The 26,608-nt window shown below is 69.9% G+C and carries 18 protein-coding genes, 1 tRNA gene and 3 pseudogenes; 10 read left to right on the forward strand and 12 right to left on the reverse strand.

The features are described 5' to 3' along the window. Positions 1 to 7 precede the first annotated feature (7 nt). Complete coding sequence (locus tag AQJ64_RS16335) at positions 8 to 2,668, forward strand: alpha-L-rhamnosidase (RefSeq protein ID WP_055635970.1); 2,661 nt, start codon at positions 8 to 10, stop codon at positions 2,666 to 2,668. Positions 2,669 to 3,633: 965 nt separating this feature from the next. Here AQJ64_RS16335 and AQJ64_RS16340 read toward each other — a convergent pair. Then, complete coding sequence (locus AQJ64_RS16340; RefSeq protein ID WP_059202737.1) at positions 3,634 to 4,092, reverse strand: winged helix-turn-helix transcriptional regulator; 459 nt, start codon at positions 4,090 to 4,092, stop codon at positions 3,634 to 3,636. 79 nt (positions 4,093 to 4,171) lie between these two features. On the opposite strand from AQJ64_RS16340, the pseudogene AQJ64_RS16345 reads away from it, so the two are divergent. After that, positions 4,172 to 4,861: pseudogene (locus AQJ64_RS16345) on the forward strand (SDR family oxidoreductase); the annotation flags it as partial. Between the two features lie 33 nt (positions 4,862 to 4,894). After that, positions 4,895 to 5,194 (forward strand): annotated as a pseudogene (locus AQJ64_RS50800) (DUF1330 domain-containing protein); the annotation flags it as partial. A gap of 718 nt (positions 5,195 to 5,912) precedes the next feature. On the opposite strand, the pseudogene AQJ64_RS50805 reads toward AQJ64_RS50800, so the two are convergent. Then, positions 5,913 to 6,308 (reverse strand): annotated as a pseudogene (locus AQJ64_RS50805) (MFS transporter); the annotation flags it as partial. A gap of 221 nt (positions 6,309 to 6,529) precedes the next feature. Between AQJ64_RS50805 and AQJ64_RS16355 the strand changes: the two are divergent. Beyond that, positions 6,530 to 7,168, forward strand: coding sequence for a TetR/AcrR family transcriptional regulator (locus AQJ64_RS16355; protein WP_055635967.1), 639 nt, complete (start codon positions 6,530 to 6,532; stop codon positions 7,166 to 7,168). A gap of 36 nt (positions 7,169 to 7,204) precedes the next feature. Continuing rightward, positions 7,205 to 7,987 (forward strand): LmeA family phospholipid-binding protein, encoded by a 783-nt coding sequence (locus tag AQJ64_RS16360; RefSeq protein WP_079061707.1) that lies wholly within the window; start codon positions 7,205 to 7,207, stop codon positions 7,985 to 7,987. 2 nt (positions 7,988 to 7,989) lie between these two features. On the opposite strand, the gene AQJ64_RS16365 is transcribed toward AQJ64_RS16360, so the two are convergent. Further along, complete coding sequence (locus tag AQJ64_RS16365) at positions 7,990 to 8,625, reverse strand: TetR/AcrR family transcriptional regulator (protein WP_206189782.1); 636 nt, start codon at positions 8,623 to 8,625, stop codon at positions 7,990 to 7,992. Between the two features lie 135 nt (positions 8,626 to 8,760). Between AQJ64_RS16365 and AQJ64_RS16370 the strand changes: the two genes are divergently transcribed. The 4 genes from AQJ64_RS16370 to AQJ64_RS16385 are packed head-to-tail and all read left to right on the forward strand — an operon-like array spanning position 8,761 to position 14,457. Continuing rightward, the gene (locus AQJ64_RS16370; RefSeq protein ID WP_055635965.1) at positions 8,761 to 9,906 is read left to right on the forward strand and encodes a VOC family protein; all 1,146 of its coding nucleotides are present in this window, start codon (positions 8,761 to 8,763) and stop codon (positions 9,904 to 9,906) included. Between the two features lie 36 nt (positions 9,907 to 9,942). Continuing rightward, positions 9,943 to 10,881: a fumarylacetoacetate hydrolase family protein gene (locus AQJ64_RS16375; protein ID WP_055635964.1), complete on the forward strand. Its 939-nt coding sequence runs from the start codon at positions 9,943 to 9,945 to the stop codon at positions 10,879 to 10,881. Between the two features lie 19 nt (positions 10,882 to 10,900). After that, positions 10,901 to 12,481, forward strand: a complete 1,581-nt coding sequence (gene mhpA / locus AQJ64_RS16380; protein WP_055635963.1) for a bifunctional 3-(3-hydroxy-phenyl)propionate/3-hydroxycinnamic acid hydroxylase MhpA — start codon at positions 10,901 to 10,903, stop codon at positions 12,479 to 12,481. Continuing rightward, a complete protein-coding gene (locus AQJ64_RS16385; protein ID WP_055635962.1) occupies positions 12,478 to 14,457 on the forward strand; it encodes an acetoacetate--CoA ligase in 1,980 nt (659 codons plus the stop codon). Before mhpA ends, AQJ64_RS16385 begins: the two co-directional genes overlap by 4 nt. Positions 14,458 to 15,194: 737 nt before the next feature. On the opposite strand, the gene AQJ64_RS16390 is transcribed toward AQJ64_RS16385, so the two are convergent. The 9 genes from AQJ64_RS16390 to AQJ64_RS16425 form a co-directional block, all read right to left on the reverse strand. Next, the gene (locus tag AQJ64_RS16390; RefSeq protein WP_055635961.1) at positions 15,195 to 16,334 is read right to left on the reverse strand and encodes a lytic polysaccharide monooxygenase auxiliary activity family 9 protein; all 1,140 of its coding nucleotides are present in this window, start codon (positions 16,332 to 16,334) and stop codon (positions 15,195 to 15,197) included. A gap of 307 nt (positions 16,335 to 16,641) precedes the next feature. Beyond that, on the reverse strand, positions 16,642 to 16,785 hold the full coding sequence (locus tag AQJ64_RS50810; protein WP_240512759.1) for a hypothetical protein: 144 nt from the start codon (positions 16,783 to 16,785) through the stop codon (positions 16,642 to 16,644). A gap of 97 nt (positions 16,786 to 16,882) precedes the next feature. Next, the gene (locus tag AQJ64_RS50815; RefSeq protein ID WP_055635960.1) at positions 16,883 to 17,086 is read right to left on the reverse strand and encodes a hypothetical protein; all 204 of its coding nucleotides are present in this window, start codon (positions 17,084 to 17,086) and stop codon (positions 16,883 to 16,885) included. A gap of 542 nt (positions 17,087 to 17,628) precedes the next feature. Beyond that, on the reverse strand, positions 17,629 to 18,369 hold the full coding sequence (locus tag AQJ64_RS45830; RefSeq protein ID WP_206189781.1) for an SUKH-3 domain-containing protein: 741 nt from the start codon (positions 18,367 to 18,369) through the stop codon (positions 17,629 to 17,631). Between the two features lie 150 nt (positions 18,370 to 18,519). Then, a complete protein-coding gene (locus AQJ64_RS16405) occupies positions 18,520 to 19,602 on the reverse strand; it encodes a protein kinase family protein (protein ID WP_055635958.1) in 1,083 nt (360 codons plus the stop codon). 169 nt (positions 19,603 to 19,771) lie between these two features. Continuing rightward, positions 19,772 to 22,303 carry a TniQ family protein gene (locus AQJ64_RS16410; RefSeq protein ID WP_055635957.1) on the reverse strand — a complete coding sequence of 844 codons (2,532 nt, stop codon included), beginning with the start codon at positions 22,301 to 22,303 and terminating at the stop codon, positions 19,772 to 19,774. After that, positions 22,300 to 23,427: an AAA family ATPase gene (locus tag AQJ64_RS16415; protein WP_055635982.1), complete on the reverse strand. Its 1,128-nt coding sequence runs from the start codon at positions 23,425 to 23,427 to the stop codon at positions 22,300 to 22,302. The genes AQJ64_RS16410 and AQJ64_RS16415 overlap by 4 nt, the downstream gene beginning before the upstream one ends. After that, positions 23,424 to 25,559 carry a DDE-type integrase/transposase/recombinase gene (locus tag AQJ64_RS16420; protein WP_055635956.1) on the reverse strand — a complete coding sequence of 712 codons (2,136 nt, stop codon included), beginning with the start codon at positions 25,557 to 25,559 and terminating at the stop codon, positions 23,424 to 23,426. The genes AQJ64_RS16415 and AQJ64_RS16420 overlap by 4 nt, the downstream gene beginning before the upstream one ends. Next, positions 25,556 to 26,287 (reverse strand): TnsA-like heteromeric transposase endonuclease subunit, encoded by a 732-nt coding sequence (locus tag AQJ64_RS16425; RefSeq protein ID WP_240512758.1) that lies wholly within the window; start codon positions 26,285 to 26,287, stop codon positions 25,556 to 25,558. Before AQJ64_RS16425 ends, AQJ64_RS16420 begins: the two co-directional genes overlap by 4 nt. A 240-nt stretch (positions 26,288 to 26,527) precedes the next feature. On the opposite strand from AQJ64_RS16425, the gene AQJ64_RS16430 reads away from it, so the two are divergent. Next, positions 26,528 to 26,602 (forward strand) — tRNA-Met (locus tag AQJ64_RS16430). Positions 26,603 to 26,608 lie beyond the last annotated feature (6 nt).

Below are 26,608 nucleotides of genomic sequence, written 5' to 3' on the forward strand. Positions count from 1 at the left end.
GGCACCGATGGCCACGCCTGCTCCGTACGACCTCGCCATCGACTTCGGCGGCGACCTTTTCCCCGTCTCCGGCTGCAGCCCCCGCCTGTCGTGGAAGCCCTCCGCCGGGATACCGGCCCACGCGGCCCACGAACTGGAGATCCACGTCGAGGACCGGCCGCCGCTGACGACCCCCGCCCATGACCACCTGTACGTCGACTGGCCGGCCCCGCCCTTGCGCAGCGGCGAGCGCGTCCGCTGGCGCGTCCGCTGGCGCGGCGAAGCGCTGACCTCGCCGTGGAGTGACTGGCACACCTTCGAGGCCGGTCTCCTCGACGGGGACTGGACGGCACACTGGATCACACCGGCCGGCGACCCGCAGAAGGCGCTCCTGCCCTCCGGCGCCCGCCCAGCGCACGTCCTGCGTGCCACCTTCACCGCGGCCGAGGTGGTCCGCGCCCGTCTGTACTCCACGGCCCTGGGCGTGTACGAGGTCCTCCTGAACGGCGAGCGCGCGGGCACCGTCGAGCTCGCTCCGGGCTCGACCTCGTACGACCGGACCCTGTACGCCCAGGCCACCGACGTCACCGCGTCCCTGCTCCTCGGGGTCAACACGCTCGAGATCGTGCTCTCCGACGGCTGGTACCGAGGGCAGGTCGGAGCCTTCCGTAAACCTGCCGGGTGGGGTGAACTCCTCGCCGTTCGCCTGGAGTTGCACCTGGAACTCGCCGACGGCTCGCGCCAGGTCGTACGCACCGACAGGCGCTGGATGTCGACCCCGAGCCCCATCACCCGAGCTGACCTGATGGACGGCCAGATCACCGACTTTCTCGCGGCCCGCGGCCCCGAACGGCCAGTCCTCGTCGACGCTGTGACGGCGCCCCCGATCGACTGGTCCCCGGCTCCACCGGTACGCGTCATTGAGGACCGCCCCGCCGCCTCCCTCACCCGCATGCCGGACGGCGCCTGGATCGCCGACTTCGGCCAGAACGCCTCCGGTTGGATCGCGCTCACCGACCTCGGCCCTGCCGGGACACGCACCGTCATCGACCACGGCGAGCACCTCGACCCCGCCACCGGCGACCTCACCACCACCCACCTCGACATCCAGCGCCCGGGTGACCCCGTGACCGTCTTCGTCCAGCACGACGAGGCCGTCTCCTCCGGTGCCGCCGACGAGGTCTTCGAACCCCGCCACACCGTGCACGGTTTCCGCTACGCCCGCCTTCAGCGCGGCGAGGTCCCACTGGACGCCTCAAGCCTGACCATGCGGGTGGTCCACACCGACCTGCGACCCACCGGCACCTTCGCCTGCTCCCACCCGGACCTCAACCACCTGCACGAGGTGGCCCGTTGGAGCTTCCGCGGCAACGCCGTCGACGTGCCCACCGACTGCCCCACCCGTGAACGCATCGGCTGGACCGGCGACTACCAGGTCTTCCTCCCCAGCGCCGCCCGCCTCTACGACGTCTCCGGATTCAGCCGCAAGTGGCTGCGCTCGGTCCGCGACGACCAGCTCGACGACGGACGTATCGCCAACTTCTCGCCGGACGGGCGCCGCATCAAGCTCGGCGGCGACAAGCGGCTGGACATGATGACGGGCTCCGCCGGCTGGGGCGACGCCGTCGTGCTGGTGCCATGGGAGCTGTACCGGACCTACGGCGACCGGCAGGTACTGGCCGAGAACTGGGACGCGATGGTCCGCTGGGTCGAATGGGCGGCCGCCACCGCCCGCACCGCCCGCCACCCCTCCCGCGTGGCCCGCTCCGAAGCACCCTTGCCGCACGAGGAGTTCATCTGGGACGGCTCCTTCCACTGGGGCGAGTGGGCCGAGCCGAAACCCCGCACCGAGGACGGCTCGCCCGTCGACTCGACTGAAGACGCCCCCGAAGCATGGATGAAAGCGGACAAAGGCGAGGTCGGCACCGCGTTCCTGTACCGGTCGACCACCACGCTCGCCAGGATCGCCCGGGTCCTGGGCCACGACGCCGCGGCCGCCCGCTACACCGGACTGGGGGCGCGGATCAAGGAGGCGTGGCGGACGGAGTTCCTCGACGCCACCGGCCGTACGACCGTCGACACCCAGGCGAGTTACGTCCGCGCCCTCGCCTACGGCCTGGCGCCCGAGAACCTGCGCGACGCCGTCACCGCGCGGCTGACCGAGCTCATCGAGAAGGCCGGCACACACCTGGGCACCGGGTTCCTGTCCACCGCCGACCTGCTGCCCGTCCTCACCGACACCGGCCATGCCGACCTCGCCTACCGGGTGCTCCTCCAGCGCACCTCGCCCTCCTGGCTCGGCATGCTCGACCGCGGCGCCACCACGGTGTGGGAGGAGTGGGACGGCGTCGACGAGGACGGCAACGCGAACGCCTCGCTCAACCACTACAGCAAGGGCGCCGTCATCCAGTTCCTGCACACCCACACCCTCGGCCTGCGACAGGCGGCGGACTCGGTGGCCTGGGAGCGGTTCGTCGTCGCCCCCGTGCCCCACGCGTCGGTCGACTGGGCGCGCGGCACCTTCGACAGCCCGCGCGGCACCATCGCGGTCGACTGGCGCGCCGAGGGCGCCTCGCTCCACCTCACGGTCGACGTACCGCCCACCTGCACGGCCACCGTGGTCCTGCCCGACGGACAGGAACTGACGGCAGGGCCGGGCCGGTTCGAGTACTCGGCGGTCACCGACTGACGGCGGTGCGCCCGTGTAGCCAGTTCGGCCGCGTGTGCACCGGGCCCTGCACGGCTGTCGCGTGAACGCGGGCAGCGGCGAGCGGGTGCTCTGCCCTCGGTCGTGCTGCCATCCCGCGCTCTGACCGACTGTTAAGGCCGCTGACTTCACGACATGGACGGCGGGCGGCGTGGTCCGCATCGCGGCCTGCACTCGCGATTTGACGGTCGCGTGTCCGGACTGGGTCGCGGTTCTGCGCGGGTGCACAGTCGCTATGCATACTGGCCGATGTCGCTGCTGGTGGGCGTCCGGTGCTGATCGGGCTGTCGGTGTGCTGTTCTGTGCCGGCCGGCCTGCGCCCGGCGAGCTTTTGCCGAGCAGGTCGAGGGGTTGACGGTACGCTCTCAACGTAGCAGCCCGCCGCTGCAGCACCTGGTGGAGAGGGCCGGGGTACTGCTCGCCGACCGTGGTGGAGCCCGGCTGCTGCACCCATCGCAGCCTGCGCGCAGCCGAGGCCCTCCCGCGGCTGTTCGAGCACTACCCAGAACCGAACCCACGGCCTGGTGCGTCAGTTCGCCGCCCTGCTCGACACCCGCGACGCCACCCCGCTGCCGTGCTGGCTTGAGCAACTCACGACCGCCGGCCTCCCGGGCCTGGCCAAGGCCCATCCGCGAGGACCAGCCCGCAGTCGTGCAAGGCATCACCACCCCGTTCAACTCCAGCGTCAACGAAGGCTGGTGGCACTGGTCCCCTCGGGTGTCTTCGAAGGTGGTACCCGGTTACCGCGACACCGATGCCGGACGCATGTCCACGACTCAAGTCCGCGGCGCGCTCTCGAAGGCCAGGAGGCCTTCTGCATGGCGCGGCCGCCTCCGGCGAAGACCACCGCCTGCTTCCGCATTGAACGGAGCGGGCCGGAAGGGCTGCGGCGTGCGTTCACGTCTGGTCGTGGAGCCTGGGAGGGTGGCGTGGAACTGGGAGCTGCGCTACTTCCGGCTTGGGGAGGCGGCGGTGGGGATCAGTGCCACGGAGCTTTCGTCGACTTCGTTTCCGTCATCGTCGATGAACCCGACGTGCACCGGTCGTTCGGTGCCCTCGACCCGGCGCAGGATGCTCGGCCCGTCCGGCCACGGCAGGTGCTTGTCGCCCCATTGCTGCAGGGCGAGCAGGACGACGAGGAGTTCCCGGCCCGCATCCGTGAGCACGTACGAGAAGCGAGCCCGCTCGCCCGGTTCCCGGTAGGGCACCTTCTCCATCACGCCGTATGCGACCAGCGTGTTCAGGCGTTCGGTGAGAACGTCCGGCGCCACACCGAGCCCGCTGCGGAACTCCGAGAAGCGGCTCGACCCCGCCACGGCCTCGCGAAGGATCAGAAACGTACAGCGTTCACCCAGCACGCCCAGGCTGCGGGCGATGGCGCAGCTGTCATTCGGAATCTTGCCCATGCTCCAAGCCTACCCTGGGTTGTTTCTCCCAACTCAGATGGTCTAGGTTGGAAAAACCTATCCAGCAGGGAGTTGCGTCATGCAGATCGAAGGACAGACCGCACTGGTCACCGGGGCCAACCGTGGCCTGGGACGTCACCTGGCGAAGCAGTTGCGCGACCGGGGCGCGACCGTCTACGCGGCAGCCCGCAATCCCGCAGCCGTCGACCTCGACGGCGTGAAGCCGATCGCCCTCGACGTGACCGACCCCGCCTCCATCGCCGCCGCGGCAGAGGCGACCGGCGACGTGTCGATCCTGGTCAACAACGCCGGTTCGGCCACCAACGCGTCGCTGCTGACGGGCGACCTGGCGGACATCCGCCTGGAGATCGACACCCACTACCTCGGCACCTTGGCGGTCACCCGGGCATTCGCCCCCCAACTCGGCTCTCACGACAGCAGCGCGGTGCTGAACATCCTGTCGGTCGCCTCCTGGGTCAACTTCCCCGACTTCGGTGCCTACTGCGCCGCCAAGTCGGCCTCCTGGTCGATGACCAACGGGCTGCGCCAGGAACTCGCCCCGCAGGGCACCCGGGTCTCGGCACTGCACGTCGGGTACATGGACACCGACATGACCACCGGCCTCGACGCGCCGAAGGCCGACCCCGCCGACATCGCACGCATCGCCCTCGACGGTGTCGCCGCCGGCACCCCTGAGATCGTCGCCGACGAGACGAGCAAGACCGTGCTCGCGGGTCTGTCCGGAGGCGTCGGCGCGCTCTACCCGCAGTTCGGGACACGGAATCGCACGCCCGCTTACGTCGTCGTCAACTTCGATGTGCTCGACGAGGAGGCCGGCGCGGCCTACGCGGCCGTGGCCCAGCAGTCCATCCGCAACCACGGCGGCCATTACCTGGTCGGGGGACCCACGCCCAAGCCCGTCGAAGGCACCTGGGACTCCTCCGGGTTCGTGATCATCGAGTTTCCCGACATGGACCGGATCCGGGAGTGGTACGACTCCGCCGAGTACCGGCGGGCCCGGGAGATACGAGAAGGCAAGGCCCGGGTGACCATGCTGTTCGCCGAGGGCGCACCGCCTGCGGGCTTCTCTCGCCCGGTCTAGGAGTGCTCTGCTCTTCGTCGCGCTCATCGGGTCGCAAGGGCCGGGCGTGAAACAAGAGCCGTACTCGGGGCGCCGCGTACGCCGCGGCCAACGCCGGCACCCTCCACCACTACGGCAGCGGCCCCTCCAGCGAGGATCCGCATTCGCCGACCCCAGCCAGTGGGGAGTCGAGACCGCGCCGGACATGCGGACCGCGTCCGCGCTGATCGGCGCGCGTGTCGGGCAGTGCGCCCCGTGCCTGGAGTCCCTCACGGCAAAGCTTCCCGATCGTGCTCGCGGTGACGGCCGAGTGCGTCTACCGACTGCACCCGGCTGACGAGTGGCCGAACGGGGGAGGCATCGCCAGCGCGTCCACCCAGATGTTCCTCCTCCTTGTCCAGCATGTCCGCTACATCGCGGGCGATACCCAGATGGTTCCAGGCGCGGTCGAGAGGATGACCCGTGCCGACCGCGCGGCGCTCCTGGACGACGCGCTGGGCCTGTGGGCGATCTACGGGCCCAAGTACCCCGGTCTGCCGCGCGGCCCGGACGCCGACGCGGCCGGCCTGGCGGACCTCATGCCGGGCGGCGAGCCGAACGGCGACGGGCCGGGCACGGCGATCGACGTATCAGGCCTCACGCACCCGGCTTCCGGGGGCCTCCCGGCAGAAGGGATCGGTCCGGCTCCGCGGCCTGCTGCTCCCGGCCGAAGTGCCCGCCGGCCCGTCCTGCATGCCGGTCGTACGGCCCTCGGGAAGATCGCGACCAGCAGCGAGGGCGTGGCCGGCAGGACGACGGCGGCGCCGGCGCCCGTGATCGCTCGGGCGACGATGAACGAGGTTCGTCTCGTCGACCAGGCCGCCCATCATCGAATCGCCGATGAAGATCAGCAGGCCCTGGACGAGCGCACCACGGCGGCTGTACCTGTCGCCTGTCGCGTCGAGCACGAGCATCGGCGCGGCGTAGGGAACGGTGCAGCCGTCGATGACCCAGTGGAGGTCACTACTGCTCGGCCCCAGGTCCTTGGTCATGTCGGGGCGGCCACGATCAGTGACGTGTTCGCCATGGCGACGATCGGCAGGCTCAGGCAGAGAACCAGCAGGGTCCGCCGGCGGCGTGGACAGGGCTCGGTCATCTACTCGACGGGTGTCTTCGCGAAGAGCGGCATCGTCAGGGTCCTCGGCAGGAGGTGAAGCGGAGGCTTCGGGGTGCGGGCCGAGGGGTGCGGTGCGGGCGCGGACGGGAGTGGGCGCGGCACCGGGAGCAGTTAATTGCCCGTGGATGTGCAGGCTAGTTTGTTGCCCGTTAATGTGCAACTATTGAGTTGGTGCCCTCCCCGTCGACCGGAGGTCCGACATGACCCGCACACCCGTTTCAACCGCCCCGGAACGCAGCCGAACCCTGCTCACGCGGGCCCGCATCCTCGGAGCGGCCCGGCAGGAACTCGGCCGTGACCCCGACAGCAGCCTCAGTGACATCGCCGAGGCGGCTGGCGTGGTGCGCCGTACGGTCTACGGCCATTTCAACGGCCGGGCCGCGCTTGTGGAGGGGCTGGTGGAGGACGCCGCACAGGCGTTGCGGCAGGCACTCGCGGTCCCGCGGGTACCGGTGACGGATGCCGTCACGGAGATGGCGCGCCTGGTCCTCGCCGTATGGCCCGTCGGTGACCGCTATCGCATCCTGCTCCGCCTTGCCCCCCAGGACCTCGGGGCCGAACGGGTTGCCGAAGTCCTCGCCCCCGCGCGCGACATGGCCGAGGCGATCATCCTCCGGGGTCGGCAGCAGGGGGTCTTTCGGGCCAGCGTTCCGCCGGCCGTGCTGACCCGGGCGCTGGAGGGGTACCTGCTAGGGCTTCTGGACTGCGTGAACGGCGGTGCATGGAGCGACGACGGCACGGCCACCGCGACCGCCGCCCTGATCGCGATGGGCGTGGACGGCGACCGCGCCGCCACCTGTGTCCGCGGGCTCGTCCGGCCCGAGGGTGACGCCGTGTAGACACACTTCCCGAACCGCGACCAGAAGAGGAGAACCGTGTCCCAGTCCCAGCCCGACGGGGAGCACGTCGGCGAGCCCCACTCCGGCGACGGCGCCGTGTACGTGAGCCCCCCGACCCGGAGCGGGCGGCGCCTGATCGTCGTCGCCGCGTCCCTCGCGGCCTTGCTGGTCGGTGCCGTCGCGGTCGACCGGATCGCCGCGGCCCGCGCGGAGAGCCGTACGGCCGAGGCCTTCCAGGACGGCATGGGAACCGCCGATCGGCCGTCGGTGCACGTCAGCGGCTTTCCCATGCTGACCCAGCTCGCCGAGGGCCGTCTGGACCACGTCGATCTCACCGCCCACGACATCCCCGCGAACGGCACGACCCGGCCCCTGCCGGTGACGAAGCTGACGGTCGGGATGGACGGACTGAAGACCTCGGGGAACGCCGACGAGGCACACGCCCGCAGCGTTCGGGCGGCCGCCCATCTGTCGTACGCGGACGTGTCGAGCGCGCTCGGCGTGGAGGTGTCGCAGGGCGACGAGCCGGGTCGGGTCAACGCGACCGCGAGTCTGCCGATCGTCGGCGACGTGACCATGAGCGCGGCTGTCTCGGCGGCGAGCGGCAACCGCATCGCCTTCACAGCCGCACGCGCAGAGCAGGGTGAACTGCTCCCCCCGCTGAAAGCGCTGCTCGACAAGGCCCTGGACGAGCCCATTCCGCTGCGGAGCGTTCCCGACGGGCTGCATCTGCGGTCGGTCACCACCACCGAGGACGGGATCGACGCCCGCTTCACGGGCCGCTCGGTCACGTTCCGCCCGGACTCGCCGTCCGCGTGAGGTCAGTCGAGGTCGGGCAAGGGGCGGCGGGCGACCTCGTGGGCATCGTCCAACGACAGGCCCAGCATGCGCAGGACCATCTCGGCGAGGTTCACCGCAGCCTCGTCGCCGTCCACCTCGGGCCGGGCGAAACGCAGCTCCACCAGGGACAGCAGGGTTCCGCCCAGTGCCGACAGGGCGACCACCGGGTCGAGCGTGGTGAAGCGGCCGGAGGCGATGCCGACCTGGAGATCGCGTAGCGCCCGGCGGGTCAGGCCGTTGTCCGCGTGGATGTGACCGAGGCCGCGGCGGCGCAGGACCTGCATCAGCTCAGGGTGGGAATCGGCCATCCGGGCACTGAGCCGGAAGCCGGCCGCGACGAGTTCCGCCGGGTCGTCGATCCCGGCCAGGCGCTCGTCGAAGTTCTGGCCGAACTCCTCCAGGGCATCCACCACCGCCGTCTCGAACAACTCCGTCTTGGAGTCGAAGTGGTTGTAGAAGGAGCCGAAGCCCACGTCCGCGCGCTCGGCGATCGCCTGGATGCTCGCGCTGGTGTCGCCGCTCTCGGCGAGTATCTGCCGGGCCGCTCGCACGAGAGCCCTGCGGGTCTCCGCGCGACGCCGCTCGAACCGGTTGCTGGGCAGGGCTGACGTAGACATGCGCAGAGTCTAACCGTCGGGACGATGGCTGTCGCAGTCCTGATGAATTCATCATTTCCTGCCGCGAACATCTTGACGACAGAACCGTCACAGTTGATGATTTCCTCATTACGGCAATGTTGCTCGGAGGGCACCGTGTCTGAAATCCGCGTCAACGGGGCCAACGTCATCACGGCCCACCAGGACCTCCACAGCGAGCAGGGCGCCCTGCGCGGCGAACACCCCGGTCGCTCCCGGAATCCCGTGATCAAGGTGGCCGACCTGGCCTGGCTGGAGTTCGAGAAGCCCGACCTGGACCGCGCCGAGGTCTTCGCCCGGGACTTCGGGTTCGGCATCGCAGCGCGCACCGAGCGGGAACTGTGGCTGCGCGGCACCTTCGCCGGCCCGCCCTGCATGGTGATCCGCACGGGGCGCACCTCCCGCTTCACCGGCCCGGTGTTCCGCGCCGCAGAGCGGGGCGACCTGGACCGGCTGGCCCGTGCCACCGGATCGTCCGTACGGGACGCCGACGTTCCCGGCGGTGGAAAGGCGGTCGACCTGCTCGACCCCTCGGGCTTCCCGGTGCGGGTCGTGCACTGCGGCGAACGGCTCCCGGCGCTGCCGGAACAGCGGCCGCTGCTCCTCAACTTCGGCACGGATCACCGTCGTACGAACGCCACCCAGCGCCCGCCGCGCGAGCCCTCCCGCATCCAGCGTCTAGGGCATGTGGTGATGGAGACGCGTGTGTTCGGCCGGGCCCTGGACTGGTACCTGGACACGCTCGGCATGATCGTGTCCGACTTCCTGTTCCTGGACGGGCAGCGCGGCCGGGGCCCGACGATGGCGTTCATCCGCTGCGACCTGGGCGGTGTGCCCGCCGACCACCACACCCTGGCCATGCACCTGGGGCCGGGCAACGGCTATGTCCACTCCGCCTACCAGGTCACCGACCTGGACTCGATCGCCGCCGGCGGTGAGTACCTCAAGGAGCGTGGCTACAAGCGCAGTTGGGGCATCGGCCGGCACATCCAGGGCAGCCAGCTCTTCGACTACTGGCGCGACCCCGACCACTTCATGCTGGAGCACTTCGCCGACGGCGACCTGTTCTCCTGCGACGTCCAGCCCGGCTGGGCGCCCATGTCGACCAGCGGCCTCGCCCAGTGGGGCCCGCCGGCCACCCGCGACTTCCTCGGCGCGAGACCCTCCCCGCAGCGGGTCCGCGATGTCGTCGAGGCGCTGCGCGGTGACAACGAGATGGACCCGGCGCGCCTGTTCGGCCTGCTCAGGGCCGCCAACTCCTGAACCTCCGCATTCCCGCCCCCTCACGAAGGCACTGACATGAGCACCAATGTCCTGCGCACCGCCGACGGCTGGTGGGTCGTCCGCGGCGACCGGGCCGTCCCCGTCGACACCAAGGCCGCGACCACCGCCGAGCTGCTGGCCGACCGCGCCGCCGTCCGGGAGGCCGCCGCCTCCGGCGAGGCGGGCACGCCGGTCGCCGACCTGGTGGCGATCTCCCCGGTGACCACCCCCTGCCGCGTGGTCGCCCAGATGGTCAACTACCGCAGCCACGCCCGCGATTCGGGCTTCAAGGGGGAGATCCCGCCCGCCTTCTTCCGCAAGGCGTCCGGCTCCGTCAGCGGCCCCTGCGAGGCCGTCGTCCGGCCCTCCCACGTGACGTTCCTCGACTACGAGATCGAGCTCGGCCTGGTCATGGGCGCGCCGCTGCCCGTCGGCACCGTGGTCGAGGAGCGGGACCTGCCGTCGTACGTCGCCGGACTGGTGATCACCAACGACATCAGCGCCCGCGAGGTGCAGCTGACCAGGACGCAGTTCTACGAGAGCAAGTCGTACCCGACCTTCACACCCACCGGCCCCCACCTGACGCTGCTGGAGCCGGAGGACTTCGCCCACCTCCTCGACCTGCGGCTGAAGCTGAGCGTCAACGGCGAGCCGCGACAGGACCGCACCCTCGCCGACATGATCGTCCGCCCGGCGCAGGCGCTGACCCTGCTCGCCCGCTTCCAGACCCTGGACGCAGGCGACCTGCTGCTCACCGGCACCCCCGGTGGTACGGCGCTGAAGGCCCCGCCGAAGGCCGTCGAGAAGATCGGCTCGTTGCTGCCGCCCGCCGTGAAGTGGAAGGCGTTCTTCAAGAGCCAGGCCAAGAACCCGCACTACCTGCACACCGGGGACGTCATCACCGCGACGATCGCGACCCCGGACGGCCGGATCGACCTCGGCGAGCAGCGTACGCCCGTCGCGGACGCGAACTGACACCCGAGGTGAGCCGCACATGACCGTCGATGAAGCCGCACGTGTGCCCGTCGTGATCGTCGGGGCCGGGCCGGTGGGCGTGACCTCCGCCCTGCTCCTGGCCCGGCACGGGGTCCGCAGTGTCGTCCTCGAACGCCACCAGGGTGTCTACCCGCTCCCGCGCGCCGTCGCCAACGACGACGAGATCCACCGGATCCTCCAGGCCGCGGGCATCGGCGAGGAGTTCACCGCGATCTCCCGCGCGGCCGACGGGCTGCGGCTGCTGGATTCCCGGCACCGGGTGATGGCCGAGTTCCGGCGTTCCCAGCAGGGCCACCACGGCTATCCGCAGTCCAGCATGTTCGACCAGCCCGAGCTGGAAGGCGTGCTGCGCGCCGAGCTGGCCCGGCACCCGGAGTGCGAACTGCGCGGTGGCGTCGAGGTCACCGGCGTCGGCCCGGACACCACCGGCCCCGTCCGGGTGACCTACCGCGACGACACCGGCGATCACGAGCTGTGGGCCGAGGCGGTCCTCGGCTGCGACGGCGCCAACAGCCTCACCCGCGCGGCGATCGGCGGCACCTGGGAGGACCTGCACTTCGAGGAGCGCTGGACCGTCATCGACGCCGAGACGACGGGCCCCGTCCGTTGCTGGGAAGGCGTCGACCAGGTCTGCGACCCGGAGAAGCCGGGGACCTTCATGCGGGTGAACGACACCCGCTACCGCTGGGAGTTCCGGATCCGGGAAGGGCAGGAGACCGTCCGCGAGCTGATCGCCCCGTGGCTGCCGACCTCCTACGACGGGGACTTCGAGATCGTCCGCGAGACGCAGTACACCTTCCGGGCGCGCGTCGCCGACCGCTGGCAGCGCGGACGGGTCTTCCTGCTCGGCGACGCCGCCCACCTCACCCCGCCGTTCATCGGACAGGGCCTGTGCTCGGGCCTGCGGGACGCCCACAACCTCACCTGGAAGCTCGCCCGGGTGCTGCGACAGGGCGCGCCGGAACGGTTGTTGGACACGTACGAGACCGAACGCAGGCCGCACGCACGGCATGTGGTCCGGCTCGCGGTCGCCATGGGCTGGGCCATGACCGGCGGCCAGGACGCCGCCGCCACGATCCGCCGCAGTGTGCTGTCCGCGGTGTTCCGCCTTCCGGGCCTGACCGAACTGGTCGGCCGCGACCTCAGCCGGCCCCTGACCGCCGGACCGCTCGTGCGGCGCGGCGTCCGCCGGAGCCTTGCGGGCACACAGTGCCCGCAGCCCTGGGTGAGCGTCGACGGACGGCGCACCCGTCTCGACGAGGTGCTCGGCAACTCCTTCACCGTGCTGACCGCGGCGGAACCCGGCCCTTCACTGAACGCGCTGGCCCACAGCCTCGGCACACGCGCGATCCCCGTGAGCGAACTCGGCGACGACGGCACGCTCGCGGCCTGGCTGCGCGCGGGACGCGCGGACGCGGTGCTGCTCCGGCCCGACCGGGTCGTGATGGACGTCGTTCCGTCGGACGGCCGGGACTTCACGGCGACCGCCGACTGGGCGCCCCTGCTGCACACCACGCGAAGCCCCGCTCCGTCCGAACGGACCGCTGCGCATTCCCTGTTGAGGAGCACCACGCGATGACGACGTCGCACACGGACCCGTTCTTCACCCCCGATCCGGAGACGACAGCGGCCAGCCGCATCGCGGACTTCGCCCGTTACGTCGGGCTGGACGGCGTCGACTACGCAGCCCTGCACCGCTGGTCCGTCACCCACCTGGAGACCTTCTGGGGCGCGGTGTGGGAGTACTTCGACATCGACGCCGACACCCCCTACGAACAGGTCCTGGCCGAGCAGCGGATGCCCGGCGCCCGCTGGTTCCCGGGCGCCACCCTCAACTACGCCCGCCACGCGCTGCGCAACCTCGCCGACGACGACGTGGCGATCGTCGCCCTCGACGAGACCGGCTCCGGGTACGAGGTGACCGGCGAGCGGCTGCGCGCCCTGGTCGCCTCCGTCGCCGCCACCCTGCGCGACCTCGGCGTCGGCAGGGGCGACCGGGTCGTCGGCTATCTGCCCAACACCGCGCACGCCATCGTCGCGTTCCTGGCGGCGGCGAGCCTGGGCGCCGTATGGTCGGTGTGCGGGCAGGACTACGCCCCCAAGGCCGCCGCCGACCGGTTCGCGCAGCTCGAACCCACCGTCCTGATCGCCGCCGACGGCTACCTCTTCAACGGCACCACCCACGATCGCCGCGAGGCCGCCCTCGAACTGGCCCGTGCGCTGCCCACGTTGAAAGCCACCGTGCTGGTGGACCACGTGGGTCTGCCGGCCCTCTCGGAGAACTACCCGTCGCTGGTGCTCCCCTGGGAGGACGCCTCGACCCGCGCCGAGCAACTCATCTGCGTGCCGGTGCCGTTCGACCACCCCCTGTGGGTCGTGTTCTCCTCCGGCACCACCGGCCTGCCCAAGGGCATCGTCCACGGCCACGGCGGCGTCCTGCTGGAGCACCTCAAGACCCTGGGCCTGCACTCCGACCTCGGCCCCGGCGACCGCCTCCTCTGGTACACCACCACCCACTGGATGATGTGGAACCTGGTCGCCTCCACCCTCCTGACCGGCGCCACCACGTGCACGTACGACGGCAGCCCGGTGCCGTTCGCCGAACCCGACGTTCTGTGGGAGCTGGCCTCCCGCCATCGCGTCACCGTCTTCGGCACCAGCCCCCAGTACCTGCTGGCCATGGCCAAGTTCGGCATCGACCCCTCGGTGTACGACCTGTCCTCGATCCGCGTAGTCGGCTGCACCGGCTCCGCCCTGCCCGCCTCCGCCTACCCCTGGGTCCGTGACCACGTGGGGGAGGGGGTGCTGCTGGCCTCCATCAGCGGCGGCACGGACATCGTGTCGGGCTTCGCGGGCAGCGCGCCCAACACCCCGGTCTGGGCAGGTGAGTTGTCCGCACCCCACCTGGGGGTGGCGCTGGCCGCGTACGACGCCGAGGGCATGCCGGTGGTGGACCAGGTCGGCGAGCTGGTGGTCACCCGCCCCATGCCGTCGATGCCGCTGTCCTTCTGGAACGACCCCGACGGCACCCGCTACCGCGACGCGTACTTCTCCTCCTACCCGGACGTCTGGCGGCACGGCGACTGGATCACCATCACGGGCCACGGCTCGGTCATCATCCACGGCCGCTCCGACTCCACCCTGAACCGCAACGGCGTACGCCTGGGCAGCGCCGACATCCACGACGCCGTCGAACGCCTCCCGGAGATCGCCGAGGCCCTGGTCATCGGCGTGGAGGAACCGGACGGCGGCTACTGGATGCCGCTGTTCGTGGTCCCCGCGCCCGGTATCGAACTCGACAACGCCCTGTGCGAGAGGATCAAGGACGCGATCCGCACCGGTGCTTCGCCCCGTCACGTCCCCGACGAGGTCCGCCAAGTGCCGGGCATCCCGCACACCCGCACCGGCAAGAAGCTGGAGGTGCCCGTCAAACGCCTGCTCCAGGGCGCCCCTGCCGAGCAGGTCGTGAACCCGGCCACGGTGGACGCCCCCGAGCTCATCGACTACTACGCCGGTCTGGGCGAGGAGCGCCGGAAGGGCAGGGCCATCGCGTGAGCACACCGTGCTCCTGGTCGTACTCGCCCTGGTCTTCCTGCCGTTGGGCCTGACCAAGCCGACCGCGGTGCCGTTCGTACGGCAGGCGGCGGGCCCATCTCGGCATGTCGATCCGGCTCCACCGCGTCGTCGGCGCGCTGAGCCGACCGCGGTCGCCGGCTGCTCGTGGGGCTGACCCGGCGGCCGCTCGGCGTGGCCGCCGCGAGCGGGCCGGCGGTGCTGATCGGCGGCGGCCGCCGTGCTCCACCTGCGCTCCGGCGACCCGGTGACCCGGCCACCCGGGCCGGCCCGGGTGGCCGTACTGGCCCTGATCGCTGCGATGTACGCGGCAGCCTCAGCGGCCGCCGGCTCACGCGCGTCCTGTGCGGGCCGGGCGTGGGCAGCCCCCTGTGAGGGTGGCGGCTGCCCTTTCCCCGGCTGCCCGCAGGTCGCCGTCCACCCCGGCGGCCAGTCGACGCCCACCCCCGAGGCGGTCGACTTCACCCCGGGCCACCTGCTCTGGGCGGCGTCTCCGGCGAACTCGGCGTGCGCAGCCTCCTGAGCAGGGCCGTGAGGGGTTCCCGGTGCGGGTGGTGCCCGTAGGTCCGCTTCCAGGTCGGGGCGGCTTCCCCCTGTCGGAATGGGCAATCACCAGCACCCTCCGTCCAGGTTGACGGTCACCCTTCCGCCGGCCACCGTGTCGCCGCAGGCAGTGGAGTCCGGGAGTGAGAGTGGGCAGAGCCCGGCTCCCCGTCAGATCATTCGAAGACCACGTCCGAGACGGACACGAAGAACTCACCGGTCATCCGCTGGTCCTGGTCGACGTGGTCGCAACACCTCTCCGGGTCGCCGGTGGTGCAGACGCCGCCGTGCCCGCCCCAGATGTTCACGATCGCGTGTCGGCCGGTCTTGCGTCCGGCCAGCGCCGCCGTGGTCCATGCCTGTTCGGGGTTTCGGCCGTGGACGACCACCATGAACGGGGTCGGCTCCAGGTCGGCCCAGGACAGCGGGGCTGATGCGTTCCAGCCGTCCCTGGTGACGAAGAACTGGTACGTCCACGTCGGTCCGATGTGGTTGGCGGTGTGCTCGTAGGAGAAGGTGAGGTCCTGTGCGCTGGCGTCGAGGGCGGTGGTGGGCCAGTCACCCACGAGGTCCAGGCCGGCGAAGCGGGGGTTGCCCGCGGAGGCCACCTTGCCGTCGTCGGCGCCGGTGCTGAACTTCCGGTACTCCAGGTAGTGGCCGTGCCGGTTCCACGGGTAGTCCGCGCACATCCGTTCCTTGCCGGGAACGACTTCCGACCACCACACGTCCGGAGCGCAGGCTGCACGGACCTGGTCGCAGAAGGCGCTCGTGCAGGCGTGGCCGCCGCCGCCCTCCGCGGATTTCAGGGCGAGCAGGGAGCGGCCCGGAGGGTCGGCCATGTTGCCGTGCCTGGGCTGCGCGACATCCCCGCTGCGGTCGTCGGACACCGCGACCGGGATCGGCTGGTACGGGTCGTCGGCGCGGCCGGGCACGGTGCACTCCTCGGAGAACGGGCTCCAGCTGCCGTTGCCACGCCGGGCCCGGATCCTGACCTGGTAGGTGTCGCCCGGATCGGTTCCCAGAGTGACCCAGTGGTTGGCTGCGAGCTTCCAGCCGCCCCACCAGGTCGGCCAGTCCAGATAGAGGGTCTGGGCGGGCCGGCCGTTGAGCCACACCTCGTACACGTGCGGGTACGGAGCCCGGCCGTCGTCCCAGTCCGGCGGGGTGGTGTCACCGCCGGAGTTGCCTCCGGTGGTCCATCGCAGGGAGATGCCGTGGAGGACCTCGGAGCCGTCGGTCCGGTAGGTCGTGGCGGCCGTGAGGTCCTTCGGGTCGTAGTAGTCGCCGTTGATGGGGGTACTGGAGTCGGGGGTCACCCGCAATCACCTCGGTCTTTCAGGGCAGCGAAAGCTGGCAGTGGACGGAAGGGTGCTCTTCAGTCCCTCACCCCCGGCTCCCTGAAGCCACCCGGATTAGCCCGCACGGGTGGCGTTTCAGGCGGGCACAAGAAGGCCCGTCGCGCATGCCACGGGTTTGCCAGGCACGGCGCCACCCCGGGGCTGCGCCGCAGAGCGACGACGGTCCCGAAGGACAACGGCCTCTTCCCAACGTGACCAGCATGCAAGGAGGTTGCCGTGTCCGGTACATGAGCGCGCGAGGTGGTGGGCTGGTACAACGCCCAGATCATCGCGGAACGCCGCGCACCGGGGCCCGACGACGAACGGATCGTGGCATCAGGGGCCGGGCGAGCGCGGCGATGTCGTCCAGGTCACCGCGGTGGCGGGGCAGCGCCCGGCGCAGCGCGTGGTGGAGCTGGAGGAATGCCATGGCCTCCTGCTCGGTGTCCGGGCGGAGCCGTTCTGCGGCGAGCGCCCACGATGCCCGGCCGGAGCCGTCGGCTTCGTGGCGCAGCAGGGCCTGCTCGTCACGGCTGATTCATGGTGATGGCCGCGATCCGCGGGTGCCGCTCGGTGACGGCGACGATATCGGCGGGCGCCCGGAAGCAGGTGTCGTGCCCGGAGCGCGTGGTGAACCGGCCGGTGCCGGCGATCTGCAGTGCCCGGGCGTAGCGCAGGGCGGTGGCGAGAAGGCTGTCGGCGGCGCGTACGGCGAGGACAGCGAGTTCCACCGGATAGCCGTCGGCGGCAGGGGCGGCCTCGATCAGGACGTCGCCGCGGCGTCGGCGTACGTGCGCCTCGGCCCAGGAGAATCAGGTGCGGTAGCGCAGGTGCGGACCGCCGCCCCTGCGCTGCCCAAGGTGTCCACCGCATCGGATGACATCAGCCCTGGAGCGCAAGGAAGCAGGGCGCTGCTGCGGCCATTCCGTCCCTGCCGGCCAGCAGACGGAGGCCGGTGTCACCCCCTGTCGGCTGCGCCCACACCGTCTTTTACCCCGCCGCCCACTCCAGCCCGAGCGCCGCGAGCGCGGATGTGACGGAGCGGTGATCCTGTGTGGGGTGGATGGTTCTGGTCTGGTGTCCCGTCATTTGGTCGCCTCGCGCGCACCCCGATTCCCGCCCCTTGTAGGTTCGGCCGCTTCGTTAGCAGGAGGTCCTGCTGAGACTGTGGATTCCGCGTGGCGTTAGCAATGTGTCGATCGGCTGATCTTTAGCAATCGGGTGGCCCGCCGGGAAGCATCGTCGGAGTGGAGTCCGGTCCGGTTGGGGCTGTTCAGTCGGCAGTCTCGATCCGCTCCGGGGCGATGCCCAGGATGAGCTTCTCCAGCGCGTCCTGGGCAGAGCCGAACGTAGCCAGCCAGGTCTCGACCAGGTAGATCTCGCTGTTCTCGTCGATGCCGAGGAAGAATCTGCCCTCATCGAGTTCGCCGAGGGGGAAGATGGCGCGTCCGATGGTATGACTCCAGTCGGCGAAGCGGTCTTCCTCGCCGATCAGGTTGTCCGGGTCGAAGTTGAAGGGGGTCTTGGCGCAGGTGATCCCGGGGCCGCTGATCTGGATGTCCAGGCCACCGAACTCCGCCAAGAAGGCTTCAGCGGCATCGTGCATGCGGACCAGGCCGGTCTTCTCGAGCGTCTTGCGCCAGTGGTCCGTCGAGATGTGCCGTCCCGGCCGCCAGCCTGCTGAGCGCAGTGTCTCCTCGATCACGCCAGTTCCCCGTAGATACGTCGCCGCCGCATCGACCCATGCCTTGTCCACCGGCACGTCTTCTGGCCAGCCGGGCCGCCAGTCCGCCTGCCAGTGGGCGAAGTCGTCACGCAGGAACTGCGGGTCAACTGGCTTGAGTCGCACTTGCTGTCGCTGATCGGCCCACCAGACCTCGAATTCGGCCTCGGTTCCTTTGCCTGGCCAGCGTTCTGCGACCGTCGGCAGAAGCAGAACATCGACGAACCCTCCGACCGGAAGACCGATGTCGACGAAGATCCCGATCGCACCCGGCCTCGGGACTGCCGTCACCGTCCCTCGGAACCTTTGCCCGAACCGCAGGCCGCGACGGATTCGAATCCACTCTTCAGCGCTGACCACCCGGACATCCTGGCATCCCGCTGTTGCGGGTGGCGGCCGGACAGTCGTGGTGGTGGGGCTGGGGGCCAGCGAGGGTGTGGATCAGCTCTGGGTTGTGGCGCCAGCGCCCAATTGCCGCTCGATCTCGGCGGACGGGAACGGCGTCTGCTTGCTCTCGCTGATCAGGTGGCGGAAGAAGGAGTCCACGACGACGGTAGGGCGTGCGTGCCGGTCGATGATGGCGGTGATCTCGGGCGGGATGTCGCCAGGTCGCTGGCCCGCGATCCAGTCGTGCAGGAAGACTTCGCGTTCCGTGTCACCGCGCACGCCGTCGAGCAAGTGGTATTGGAGCAGGTGGCTCGCGGTGTAGCAGCGGTCGTAGGAGAGGTGGTCCGCGAGAAAGTCGGACTCGTCCGCCGTAAGGTCGAAGCGGGAGCTCAGGGCAAGTCCGAAGTCGGCGAAGTAGAGCTGGCGGCCGTCGGTCAGGATGTTGGCGAAGTGAGCATCGAAGTGGACAAGTCCGCGAGAACTCATGAAGTCAGCTCCGTCCATCAGAGCTTCCTCCACCCAGCGGTAGGGCGAGCCGTCCCCGCCATCCGGCATGGCGGTTTCGCGGTGGTCAGCCAGCCATCCGGCGAGTGTGTGCGGCACGTGCTCCAGGAAGACCACCAGGCTGCACGAGGACTGGCTGATGGCCTCCAGCCGGTCACGAACCGCGGGTGATCCCTCCCAGTGGGCAACGGCCCCTTCCAGGCCATCGAACGCGTCGGTGAATCCCTCGGGAGGAGAGTCAGGCAGAACCCGCCAGTGATACATCAACGGGAATCCCGCATACTCGTCGCCGAGAACCCAGTTCGTGGTCATGGTGTGCACGGCGAGCTCCCGCCAGGCACCGAACCCGGCTGATCCCACCCCGTACTGGTAGAACATCGGCAGCTCGAAGACGTTCGCCGTCGACCGCACGTTCTCCGGGCGCAATTCGATGTCCGTCAAAGGGATCCGCTTGACGAAGACGCGGGTTCCGTTGACGTCCAGCTCTGCCGACCTGCCGCCGATGCCTGACCCGAGCGGGGTAGCGGCTGCCACTACCTCCCCGAGCCGGTAGTCGCTCAGCAACGAGAGCTGAGTGCTCACGGTCTCGTAACCAGCCAAGCGTGCGGCGCGTTGCAAACCCTGGTCCAGCATCGACGGCTCCTCGGTGCCCGAACCAGGGCTTCGGCAATCCCACGTCGGCACTGACCTTACGTTGAAAAGGTCAGCCACTCTCATAAACGACCTGGCAGTGACCGAAGTTGGGTCCGGGGCGCGTTCGCCGTCGAGGCGGACCGCGTCGCGATGCTGGTCGAGCCGCCGGTCAGGTGACGGAGGATTGCGCTGCGTCCAAGAGGTTGAGCAGATGCTCGGCTTCGTGGACGAGAGCGGTGCCCGCGGGAGTGGCTGCGAGGGGGCTGGTCCGTTCGATCAGCTGAATGCCTGCGGCCTTCTCCAAGGCATGGAGCTGATGCGTGAGCGTCGCCGGTAGCGTTCCGAGGCTCCTGGCGGCCGCGCAGAGGTTCCGTTGGCCGGGCAGTCGGACCAGGCGTCTGAGGCGTTCGACGCAGTTGCGGACGTTGCTTATGGCCGCCATCGACGCGGACAGGGCCGGTGCGTCCGGCAGGAGCGCGAACGGGTTGCTGGTTGCGCTGTTCGGGCGGATCTCGATGCCCCACTTCTTGGCCAGCAGGTTGAGGCGGTGCCTGTCGAGACCGAACTGTTCGGCGATGTCGGGGATGCTGAGGCGTCGGTGCAGGTAGGCCTGTTCGAGTTCCTCGCGGGTGATGCGAAGGCTGAGCGGTTCGGGGCGTGGTGTGGCGGGGATCCCGGCTTCTTCCAGGGCGTTTTGGACGGTTGAGAGGCTGCAGTCGGCGGTGCGGGCGATCAGGCTCTGGTTGAGAGTTCCGCTGGAGTGGGCGGTGCGGAGGAAACCCGGGTCGAGCATGCCGCGTCGAGGCCGACGCCGACCAAGGCCGGGGGAAGCGGCACGGGGTGGAGGCTGGGTGGTGCCGGTGGCGTCGCAGTAGAGCCGGACGTGCTCTGTGGTCAGTCCGAGGGCGGCGGCCGTCTCCTCGGCCGAGGTCCGGTCGGCGATCAAGGTGTCGAAGTCGCTGTCGGAAATCTGTTCGGGGGCAGCCCCAGGCCAGTCGGTCCAGTCGCACCATTCGGTGGGGGGCTCCCAGAGCACGGGTTCGTCGATCCGGTGGGCAGCGAGGTTTGTGGCCGCCTGCTCCAGCAGGAACCCGCGCATCAGCGGCGGGACTTGGTAGCGAAACTCGTCACGGGCGTGGATGTTCCGCGGAGGCAGGTCCGCGTGGGTGCCGAGGAGGAAACTCAGAAGCATCCACCTGAGCATGTGGATTCGCCCTGTTCCACCACGGGCCCAGCCCTGCCGGCGGCAGAGCTGCGTGTACTCGTCGAGGTTGAGCGTGATGCTCTCGGACGTGAACAAGTGGCGTCGTCTGCCGTAGTCGATCGGGGAGCCTTCATCGTCGAGGTGACTGGCGAGCTGGGTGAGGCAGCTGACGATGGCGGTCTCGTGCTCGGGCGAGGCGATCACGCGTCGAAACGCCATCTTGATGATCAACCGGTTGGAGGGCTGGGCCCAAGGGTGGTGCTGTGACTTGGCGCCTGCAAGCAGCAGCTTGCTGCGGCAGCCTCGCCTGAAGCCGTCGACGGTTCGCGGGTCGATGCGGGTGTTGGGGAGAAGGCGGAGAGTCCACGAAGGCCATAGGGCTGCCGGGATCTTGTCCGCCCGTTTCCGGATGTCGGCATCCGTGAGGTCTGGCCTGCGGGGATGGGCCGCAGACCGGTAGCGAAGCCGCGTGTCCAGGGGCAGGTCCTGGTCCGCGTCGGCGATCACGCGGCTGACGATCTCGGGGCTGGCACGTCCCCAGGAAAGGAGGCGCTGATCGATGGACAGATTGGTGGCAGAGACGTTCAGGCGGTGGGCTTGGTCGGTTCGTATGAGCCACTCGAACACGGCCTTCCCGGTAGTCGAAGCGGTGTCCGAGGCCCAGATCGCGAGGGTGGTGCCGATCGCGAGCCGGCCGGCGTCGGCCAGGTCGTGCGGGCTGTCGGGCAGAAGCCCTCCGTTGCATTCGCGCAGTGCGAGCCTGACGGCCTCGGGCTCCGTTCGGGGGCTGAGCATCAGGCTGCGCAGGCATCTTCGGCTGAGGAAGTACAGATGGTGCAGAGCAGGAGACCCTGTCTGGACGAGCGCGCCCAGGTGCTGCTGGCTGGCGAGGGCTGTTCCGTCTGGTGGCAACGGTTGTGCCGGCGTCTGGGTGAGGTCGTGTCGGCAGGCCGTCTTGCGTCCGTCGCGCAGGACCAGACGCATGCAGTGGGCGCCGCTGGTGCTGCGGCCGAGCTGTTGATTGGTGAACAGCTGTGGCCTGTCCCGGCAGCCAGGACAGTGGTCGACCAGCAGGCACTGGTGCTGTTGGCAGGCGAATGAGAACGGCAGCCGCCAAGCCAGTGGCCAGCGGCCCCCGTTATCGGCCAGGCAGTGGGGGCAGAAGCGGCTGTGGCGCCCGAGGTGACGCCAGACGGGGGCCGTCTCATCCCCGCTCTGCGGGAGCTGCGGCAGCAGGTCGGATCGCGCGACGGACCGCAAAGTCATCCGGTCGAGTTCGGACGCGTCGGCGTCGGCCAGCCGCGCAAGCGCCTTCAGGTCCCCTTCCTCCAGGCGGAAGACCAAGCGCCTCGCCGCGATGCCAGGAAGGCCGAGGAATCGCAAAAGGCCGGTGGAGGACGTTCGCAGCCGGCGGGCATAAGCCTCGATCCAGCTGTCCAGGGACTCTCCGGGCAGCGGGGGCAGAACGATTGGCAAGCGGTCGGTGGCCCAGGTCATGCCGACCGCCGCTTGCGAACCGGGCCTCCCGGGCGGGCGCTGAGGAGACCGGCCTCGATCGCCGCTTCGAGTTCGCGGCGTGCTTCCTCGGCGGCGGCGTCGTTCTTCACCGTGTCGATCAGATCCTTGTCGAGCTTCTCCTCGCCCCAGCGGACGGCTCGCAGGCAGGACCGGTTGACCAGCGCCATCAGCGACGCGAAGTGTCCGGTCGTGCGGGCGAACAGGTAGTCGGCCAGGTCGACGAGCATCCCCGGGTGCTTCTCGGCCAGGACGATCTTCTTCTCGATGGTCTTCAGCAGAACCCGCCACTGCTTGCGCCCCTGGTCGTCGTCGATCTGGAAAGGACGCAGGGTCAGTGCGGTGGTGCGGCGGCCGAACTGCGCGAGCAGGGCCTGCTGCGGCGACAGGCCCTCACGCAGGATCCCGCGGTCGGCGACGCCGACCCCGACGTAAAGCAGGGTGACGGGGAACACGTTCGACAGGAACTTCAGATGGTTGGCCATCCGCACCGCCGAGGACTTCCCCGGGGCCAGGAAGTGCACATCATCGATGACGAAGACCGCGGTCCTCATGCTCAGGACCGCGTCGACCGCGCGCTCAGCGAGGGTGTCCGCGTCGCCGCTGGTCGGCAGGCCGTAGAACCGGCAGATCGACGCGTTCAGACCGCGGATCTGCGTGTTGCCGGTCAGGTTGACGTAGACGACCGGGACTCTCCTGTGGCCCTCCGGCGTGGTCTGCCCGTGCAGACGAACCTGCTCGCGATGGAAGTCCCGCGCGTGTTCACGAATCGCCGTGCTCTTCCCGATGCCGGGGTATGCGTCGAGCAGGGCCGCGGGCTTGGCCTTGTCGCCGTCCTGCCGGTTCGAGTCCACGATCTCGGTGAGGGCTTCATGCAGGGCGATCATCTGCGGAGTCTTGATCGGGCCGAGGTTCGCATGCCAGACGGCCCGCAGGTCCTGGTAGCGCCTCAGCTCCAGCTCGGGCAGTTCGCCCATCTGCCGGCGCGTCAGCCGGGGCGGCTGGACCCGTTCCGGCCCGAAGACCAGCTCGAGCCAGCCGGACAGGCGCGTCAACGCGTACTGGCGATCATCTCCCTCGAACACCGTGCCGCTGATCGCGCTCACCGGCTCTCCCACGTGTCGGCGTAGTAGTCGTCCTCGTCGATGAACTCGTTGGTCTCACCCGGGAAGGCGGCCTCCAGGTCCTCGTCCTCGTCGTCGTCCCCGCCGAGGTCATCGGCGGCTTCGGCAGCAGCGGGGGCCGCTTCCAGGGCGGCGATCGCCCTGAGCGTCGGAAGCCGCAGCGGGTCCTCCGTGTCCTCGACCTCGTCGGGGCCGACCAGGCAGAGGCGGTCCTCCGACAGACGCACGGCCATCCGCCGTTCGGCCCGGTTCCCGGTCAGGCCCACTCCCCAACGCTCCAAGAGCTCGACCAGGGCCCGCTTCGGGTCAGGGAAGCGATGCGTCGTGAGCGCGAGTTTGCGCGCGTAGCGCATGGCCTCGCGGCTCACCGGCCCGTCCAGTGCGGGAGCGTGCTCCCACTGGAGGGCGTGCCAGGAGTGGTCGGGCCGCTGGAAGTAGACCTGCCGGATGTTGTCCGGGTCCACGGAGACCGGCCACTTGCCCTCATGAACCCCGGTGTAGGGGCTCTTGGCCTCCCTCAGCCCGTCCAAGCCGCTTCCGTTGTAGCGCATCCCCTCCAGCTCCACCCCGTAGTGCTGGATGGTGCACCAGGCCTGCTCGAGGAAGTGCAGGGCGAAGTTCGGCCGTGCCGGGATCCGCAGGTTGCCCGCCCGGGCGACGCCGTGGTCGAACATGTCCAGCGGGCTCAGCTTCAGGCCCGGGACCTCCGGGATCACCAGACCCCTGTGGCGGCGCCGGTGATAGGTCAGGTCGATCCACTCCCGGATGATCATCTCCAGCTCGTCGATGAAGAAGAACGCGAAGTCCTCCACCGACTGGCCGCGGCTGTGGACATCAGGGCCCTTGTAGCCCGGCAGAGCCGCCAGCAGGCCCTGGTTCAAGGTCTTGAACCAGCGCTCGATCGGCGCCTTGTCCGTCGGCGTCAGCGGTCGGGCCGGCTGCAACGAGATCTCGAACCGGGCGCAGACGCTGCGGACGTGGTTGGACAGGTAGATCTTCCCGTGGTCGTAGACCACCGTCTCAGCCGCAACCGACGGAAGCAGCGGCCTGCCCACCGCGTCGACCAGCTTCTCCGCAGGGACGACCACCGTGGACGGGACGCCAAGCCGGGGCAGGTTCCTTCCCGGCAACAACTCTGGGCGCGTCCGCACCGTCTCGAAGAGCACCGCGGCGACATCCACGGCCTTCGTCGACACCGGCGTGAGCCGCAGCCCGGTGATGCACCGGCTGTAGAGGTCCATCGCCACCGTCAGCTCGCACTGCACCCAGCGGCAGGTCACCGGCTCCATCGCGAACACGTCCAGCCGGGTGGTGTCCAGCAGCACGTACTCACCCGGCCGGGTCGCCCGCAGGCGGCCGTAGACGGTCTGCGGACGGTTCGCGATCGACCGCTTCCCCTTGGTGCTGCCCGTGAACGCATTCGTCCCCGCGTCCAGCTCGCGCAGCACCTCGTAACCGGTCGACTGGGCGGGTATCTTCACCGTGCCCCGGCCGTACTCGGCCGCGACACGCTCCTCGATCTCCAAGAGAATCAGCCCGCGGACCGGCCGGCTGGCATTCGTGTAGCTGTCCAGGACCGTCCGGGCGCTCTCCAGCCAGCGGTGATCCACCCTGTCCTGCGCGTTCCGACGCAGCTTGCTCGCGCGGACCAGGCCCGCCGGACCGGACTTCTTCACCTGCGTGACCCACAGCCGGACGGTGCTCTCGCCGACCCCCAACTCGCGGGCCTTGGCAAGGTAGCGATGCATCAGCGGGACGCCCGGGGCGTACTCCGGCCGCGGCTCGCCCTCCTGTGCCAGCTCCTGCGACCCCAGCCGGTAGCCGCAGAGGACTTCCTGGACGTGCTGGAAGCGCTGGGTGACCTCGTCCTCCTCGGCCTGGTCAAGCAGCCCGAGGGCGATGGCCGTGGACTCCTCCTCGTTCGGCAACTCGCCCAGCAGCTGGGTAGTCGGGTCCGCCAGCAGACCGGCCACGTCGACCAGCCTCCACCGCACCCCGCCGGGCCCGGACTGCTGGAGCAGGACCTCGCGGCCTCGCACCTCGGACACCGTGAACGGCTCACCCTGGAAACTCAGGGCGAGTCCCGCCCGCAACGGAACCGCCCAGTTGCTCATGCCGCCCTCCGCAGCACCGAGTCACCGTCGATCGGGCGGCTCAGGTCGACCGAGAGCCGCCCCGACCACACCAGCGCGAGGACGGCGGGCCGCACGTCCTCGACCGGCCTGCCAGCCGCCAGGCGCCGTTCGGCGACCGTGAGGGGATCCCCGTCCTGCACCACCTCCCAGGCCTGCGCGATGTCCTCGTCAGGCACAACTCCGGCCCGCCGGTAGGCGGCCAGGAACCGCACGTTGGCCAACAGCACCGGATCCGCCCCCGACCAGATCTCGTACTGCCAGCCGTGGCCCTCCACCAGGTCCCCGGGCCAGGCCAGGGCCTCCGCGATCTCCGGATCAAGAAGGCGGTCGGCCGGCTTCACGTTGACCACGCGCACGTTGCCGTCCCCCAGCACCAGCAGGAAGTCCGGCACGTGCAGCCGCCACCGCCCACCCACCCGCGCCCGCAGACGGCACGGCTGGGCAAGAATCCCGACCACCTGTGGGTCGAAGTCCGCCAGCAGCAGCCGAGCCAGCTCCAGACGGCTCTCATAGACCACCAGCCCACGCGTCGTCGCCGACGCGTACTCCCCGGGATGATGCTTGTGACCCTTCGCCGACCTGACCTGCCGCCACGGCACGGATCCGTCGAAACTGCCCCGGCGGAGCTGCTCGAACTCGACGCTGCGGACCGAGTCGTCCTCGTACCGGATCGAAGCCGTCGCAGACTCCTGACTGCCAGCCCTCACGCTTGTACGCTTGGTGACCATGAGCTGACCGTAGGAAGCCGCCCAGGACCAAGAGGCCGGATGACCGAGAAGTTCCCGGGACTGACCGCCACCGACCGCAGACGGTGCTAACGCGTCCCGGAAGGTTGCTAGCCGACTGCTAGAGATCGACCGACACTGCTAACGGAGACCCGGAACCTACACCCCTCCCGGGTAAATCCCTGCCCAGCCGGTCCGCGTGGCGTAGACTGGGCGTACCGACGCGCGGTGGAGCAGCTCGGTAGCTCGCTGGGCTCATAACCCAGAGGTCGCGTGGTTCAAATCCCGCCCGCGCTACAACGC

This window comes from Streptomyces griseoruber, assembly GCF_001514205.1.
Classification (GTDB): domain Bacteria; phylum Actinomycetota; class Actinomycetes; order Streptomycetales; family Streptomycetaceae; genus Streptomyces; species Streptomyces griseoruber.